Here is a 5238-nt window from a genome sequence, read left to right on the forward strand (position 1 = left end):
ATGTGATCAGGGAATATGTTAAAAAATCCGGAATAGTAAGTGTGATGATGCAATACAGTCTGCTGGACAGAAGGCCGGAAGAAGAATGCTTTGGACTGCTGGAAGAGCACAATATCACAGTGCTGAGCCGTGGGGGCGTAGCCCAGGGCCTGCTGGCAGATAAACCTGCAAAGGCTTATCTGAACTGGTCTGCCGATGAGGTTGCTTATGCTGCCGCGGTTATAAATGAAATAAAGGGAGCCGGAACAGCTGCTCAAACTGCAGTGCGTTTTGTACTACAGCATCCGCCTGTTGGCACTGCAGTAATTGGCATCAGGACCTTAGTTCAGCTCGAAGACATTGCTGCAAGCCTGGATCTTCCGGCGCTTACACCAGAGGAGATGGATATAATATCTGCTGTGACGGCATCACAATACTATTCAGAACACAGGTAATGAAACTATCATTTGATACCACAATGAATGACGAACCCAACTATTTTTTGGAAAAGATATGGAAGGGTTTGCTGGACGGACCGGGCAATCTTGACGAAAGTTATTATAATTATCTGGAACGGTATATAGCAAAGTTTGGACAAAGCTGGGAAGGGGAAAAATTCAGTGAGTTTCTGCAGCCAAAATTACATACCATCCGCAGGGACCTGGATAATGAATGGGTGGCGGGAATGGAAATTCAACTGGTGATTAACTTAAATACGCCTGATGAATTCCAGTTTGCGCCCACATTGAAATGCCAGTCGGTACAACGCATACAGATAGACTATTCCAAACTGATCAATCCCTTTGGGCCGGCTATCTTTGTTGATTACCAGTTGCTTGATAAGCCCTCACTGTCCGGCATGGTCAGAAATGACGGCTTCCATTCGGTAAGGGATTTTCTGCGCTATTTTAATGACGATTTTACCGGAAACCTGATCCATTGGACACCGCTGAGCTACGACTGATTTACAGGAAGATGAGTTAGCGGTAACCCATTGCCTGCAGGTTAAACAGATCAGCATATCTTCCGTTTTTCAGGAGCAATTCTTCATGGCTGCCGATCTCCGCCAGTTCTCCTTTTTCAAGAACCAGGATTCTGTCGGCCATTCTTACCGTAGAAAACCGGTGGGAGATGAGCACTGCAGATTTGCCTTTAGTTAATTCTGAGAAGCGCTCAAAAACTTCATATTCTGCCCGGGCATCCAGTGAAGCTGTAGGTTCATCCAGAATAAGCAGCTGGGCATCCTTCATATAAGCTCTTGCCAGCGCAATCTTCTGCCATTCCCCTCCCGACAGTTCTACGCCCTGGGCAAAACGTTTGCCCAGCATCTGTTCGTACTGGTCGGGAAGTTTCGCTGCCAGCAGATCGGCCATGCTTTGATGTGCGGAGGATTTTATCAGGGGCAGGTTCTCTTTTTCTTTGATATTGCCAACCGCTATGTTTTGCGAAAAGCTCATCTGGTAGCGGATATAATCTTGAAAGATAATACCCATATTCATACGCAGGTCTGCCAGGTCATATTCTTTCAGGTCTTTCCCATCGAGCAGGATGCGGCCTTCAGTTGGGTCGTACAATCTTGACAGTAGTTTCACAAGGGTGGTTTTACCGGCCCCGTTTTCGCCTACAAGAGCCAGCTTTTCGCCTGGCATCAGCGTAAAGTTCAGGTGCCTGTTTGCCCAGCGTGATGAATTGAGGTACTGAAAGCCTACATCCTCAAATGTAAAACCTGATTGTATTGGCCTTGGAAAAGGAAGGGGCTTCAGTGATGTGGTAATCCTTGGGCTGATATCAAAAAACTCAAAGAAATCGCGCAGGTAAATGGCGCCCTGCGATACGGCTGTAAAACGGTTGAGGATTACTTCAAGTAGTGACCGCAGTTGTCTGAACGAGGCAGCCAGGAAAGTCAACTCTCCAATGGTTGCCTTTCCTGAAACAGTATCCAGGATAATCATAATATAAGCACCATAATAACCCGCAGTGCCCAGCAAAGCGAACAGGGTGCCCCAGGCAGAACGTTGTATAGATAACTTTTTATTTGCAGTGTAAAAACGGTCTGACAGCGTAGAAAATCGCTCTATTACAAAACCTGAGAGGTCAAATATCTTCAGTTCTTTGGCAGTTTCATCGCTCGCGCCCAAAAAACGCAGGTAATCGAGTTCTCTTTTTTCCGGCGTCTGCATCCTGGTAAGGGCATAACTGCGGTCGTTAAAATGAGATTCCCCCAGGAAAGAAGGCAGGATAGCGATAAACAACAGTAAGATCAGCCAGGGATTAAAAACCACCAGGCCTGCTGCAAGGAAAACTATGGTAATCATGTCCTGCACCTGGCTCATCACCTGTGAAAGCAGAATGGTACGACCAACAGTTTGCTGACGCGCCCTCTCCAGTTTATCATAAAAAGCAGCATCTTCAAACTGATCCAGATCCAGCGTTGCGGCATGTTCCAGTATCCTGATAGAGGTATGTTTAGAGAAAAGATCACCCAGTAGGCTGTCGATCAGTGTAATTGCCCTGTTCAGTAAATCCGAAACAATGGCCAGTGCAAATTCAAGTGCAACCAGCTCCCAGAGTAAAGTAAGGTCCTGATGCTGTGGTGTTTTACTGAGGAGAACGACATTGTCGATAATCAGTTTACCTACATAAAGCATCGCCAGTGGAGTGGCAGACCTGGCGATACGCAAAAGCATATTGCTGATAGTCATTACCGGGCTGGTATGCCAGACCATTTTGATAAACAGGGGCAGGTTACTCAGTGCCGCAATCCGCTCCTTAAAAGTTAAAGTTTCTTTTTTGGTATTTTGTAAGGTATCCCTATTGAACAGCCTGCTCGTTCTCATGTTTGCAAAAATACACAAACTCATCGTATAGATACGCATCTTCACCTGCCTGCAGGCCTTCATGCGGAATTGCGTAATATTTTCCGCTGATCTGGTGGCCCTCTTCAGTTTTTGTGATTTCGACGTTCAGGAAACCGTGCTGCATGGTACAGAAGTTTTCCAGTTTCACGGTATCAAAGATTTCGCTTTTATTGGTGTAAAGAACCTCGTCAGACTCCGCCAGCCAGTGCAGTTCATCAAAACCTCCGGCACCACAAACAATGAAAGGCGTAATTTTACCACCTTCATAACTCTTGCTGAAACGCTGATAGTTATGTACATGCCCGCTCATTACCAGATCTGGCTGAACGCCTGCTTCTTCAAAAGCGTTTTCAAGGAAGGTGATCATCGGCAGACTGGAACTGTGGTTGAAATCTGCAGAGTAGGGCGCATGGTGCAGCGCTACAATAATCGCTCTTTCCTGGTGTTCGGCTGCCGCATTTTTGAGTTCTTCTACGAACCATTGTTTTTGTTCGTCGGTTACAACGCCGTATTTAGGCACGTTTGTAGCCAGGCCAATGATGTTTGCTACCGGAGTTTGCAGGGTCCAGTATACATGGGGCTGCATTCCGCTTTTGCGCGATGTGTCTGTACCAAAAGGAACCGGCCTGGGTTCAGTACCGCAGAATACGCTGCTGAAAGGCGCAAGGCTTTTGTAAGGTACCGGGTTCATTGCGTTTACATCACTATCGTGGTTTCCCGGAATGGCAAATATGGGTAACGGATAGTCTTTGTAAGGGGTAAAAAACTGTTTTTCGTACTGATCGGCTTCTCCAAAGTGATACACTATATCACCTACATGGTATAGAAACGAAGGTTTTTCGTCCTGATTTGCCGGCTGCAGGTATTGTTTGCCCATTTGCTCTGCGATGAGTCTCTGGAAGGCCGGCGATTTTAATCCTCCGGTATCTCCCACAACCTGGAAGCTCATTTTATCAGTGTTGCCGGTTTTGATATCGGCCTTCAGGCGGTAAGGGTATTTTCCCAGTGGCTCGGGAAGGGCTTGAAATTTGTAGTTGTCGTCGGGCTGGTTTAATTTAAATAACGGCTTTGTAGGTATACTCTTCTTTTCTGACAGCATGTTGGTTTACGCGTTTTTTATCAGGATCGATTCCAGCACATTAGCAACATCGTCACATTTATCTGTGGCCATTTCAAGGCTCTGGAGGATCTCCTTTTGTTTGATGAGCTCGATGGCGTCTGTTTCGGATTCAAACAGGTGCGCAATGGCAGTGTTGCATAGAGAATCTGCCTCGCTCTCTCCTTTGTTTATTGTAATACAAATATCGGCAATTATTTTGATATTCCTGAGATTACGGAGCTCTAAAATTGCGGTTTCCAGCTGTTTGCACATCTCACAGATCAGTCTGGCCAGCCGAACGATCTCAACGCTAAAACTATTTACCTTATACAGTTCGATATTGAGTGAGGTAGCGTAGATATAATCGGCAATATCGTCTATCGCACTGACCAGTGCGTGGATGTCTTCCCTGTCAAAAGGAGTGATGAAATTTTTGCTGAGTTCCAGGAATATGCTGTGAGATATGTCGTCACCAGCCTGTTCAAGGCGTTCTGTTTCCCTGAAATGTTTTTCCCGCAGGTCTTCATTTTCTTCTGTTACCGTTTCTACCAGGCTTTGTGAAATCTGTACCAGGTTTCTGATATCGCGCTCAAACAGCGGCTGGAATTTTTTGTCTCTGGGGCTGAAGAAGCTAAATACCGAGTTCATGATGGTTCTTTTAGATGGACGTAAATTTAAAAGAACAATGTTAAGCCAATATCAAATCACCGGTAAGATTACAAATGCTTCCCTGCTGCTGCGAATAAGTTAATTGCCTTTAACCCTTGGCAATTTGCAAAAGGTCGGATTCTGATACCAGTTCCGGATCTTTGAACTGCCTGTTAAGTATAGCTTTCCGGATTCTGACTTTTCTGGTAGAAATAATAATTACAGCACCTGTAGTGTTAAATGTATGGGATCGGTATGATCCAATGGAGGGGTCAAATTCATGAATTCGCATCAGCAATTCATGCAGAACAAAAATCGGTATCGGCACCCGACAAATCTAACTTAACAGTTTCGTAATATATAATTATCATTCTGTTAATGATGCTGTGGTGTTAACATAGATTTAATATGAAGATAAATGGATTTAGCAATTTCAGGCTAAATTATTTGAGGCTGAAAATAAAAAACACAAGGATGTTACATGGATTATATTTATATAAAAAAAATAAGGAAAATAGTGCATCTCAATGACTTAACAATTACCTACATTTGCGCCACTTAATTTTAAAATAAAATAATGGGAAATCACAAAGATGTCAATAAACTAACAGCAGCTGGTTTATTAATAAGCTTAGGGATCATTTACGGAGATAT

5 protein-coding genes are annotated in these 5238 nt (G+C 44.5%); 2 read left to right on the forward strand and 3 right to left on the reverse strand.

Annotated features, from left to right (window positions below; genetic code table 11):
- Both ABWY16_RS19450 and ABWY16_RS19455 read left to right on the forward strand, forming a co-directional pair.
- Nucleotides 1-434: aldo/keto reductase (locus ABWY16_RS19450; protein WP_353906331.1), on the forward strand; the 434-nt coding region annotated here is incomplete at its 5' end.
- Nucleotides 434-943: a hypothetical protein gene (locus ABWY16_RS19455; protein ID WP_353906332.1), complete on the forward strand. Its 510-nt coding sequence runs from the start codon at nt 434-436 to the stop codon at nt 941-943. The genes ABWY16_RS19450 and ABWY16_RS19455, both read left to right, overlap by 1 nt.
- Nucleotides 944-959: 16 nt before the next feature.
- Here the strand turns inward: ABWY16_RS19455 and ABWY16_RS19460 are convergent, their stop codons facing one another.
- From ABWY16_RS19460 to ABWY16_RS19470, 3 genes are read right to left on the reverse strand one after another with little or no spacing between them, the layout of a single operon-like run.
- Nucleotides 960-2816, reverse strand: a complete 1857-nt coding sequence (locus ABWY16_RS19460) for an ABC transporter ATP-binding protein (RefSeq protein WP_353906333.1) — start codon at nt 2814-2816, stop codon at nt 960-962.
- Complete coding sequence (locus ABWY16_RS19465; RefSeq protein WP_353906334.1) at nt 2791-3936, reverse strand: metallophosphoesterase family protein; 1146 nt, start codon at nt 3934-3936, stop codon at nt 2791-2793. The genes ABWY16_RS19460 and ABWY16_RS19465 overlap by 26 nt, the downstream gene beginning before the upstream one ends.
- Nucleotides 3937-3942: 6 nt before the next feature.
- Nucleotides 3943-4584, reverse strand: coding sequence for a DUF47 domain-containing protein (locus ABWY16_RS19470; RefSeq protein ID WP_353906335.1), 642 nt, complete (start codon nt 4582-4584; stop codon nt 3943-3945).
- Between the last annotated feature and the right edge of the window lie 654 nt (nt 4585-5238).

Source organism: Pedobacter sp. (genome assembly GCF_040513095.1).
Taxonomy (GTDB): Bacteria; Bacteroidota; Bacteroidia; order Sphingobacteriales; family Sphingobacteriaceae; genus Pedobacter.

Excerpts from the sequence above, each read along its gene's own strand:
- ABWY16_RS19455 (WP_353906332.1), top strand. The coding sequence starts at position 434 with ATGAAACTATCATTTGATACCACAATGAATGACGAACCCAACTATTTT.
- ABWY16_RS19460 (WP_353906333.1), bottom strand. The coding sequence starts at position 2,816 with ATGAGAACGAGCAGGCTGTTCAATAGGGATACCTTACAAAATACCAAA.
- ABWY16_RS19465 (WP_353906334.1), bottom strand. The coding sequence starts at position 3,936 with ATGCTGTCAGAAAAGAAGAGTATACCTACAAAGCCGTTATTTAAATTA.
- ABWY16_RS19470 (WP_353906335.1), bottom strand. The coding sequence starts at position 4,584 with ATGAACTCGGTATTTAGCTTCTTCAGCCCCAGAGACAAAAAATTCCAG.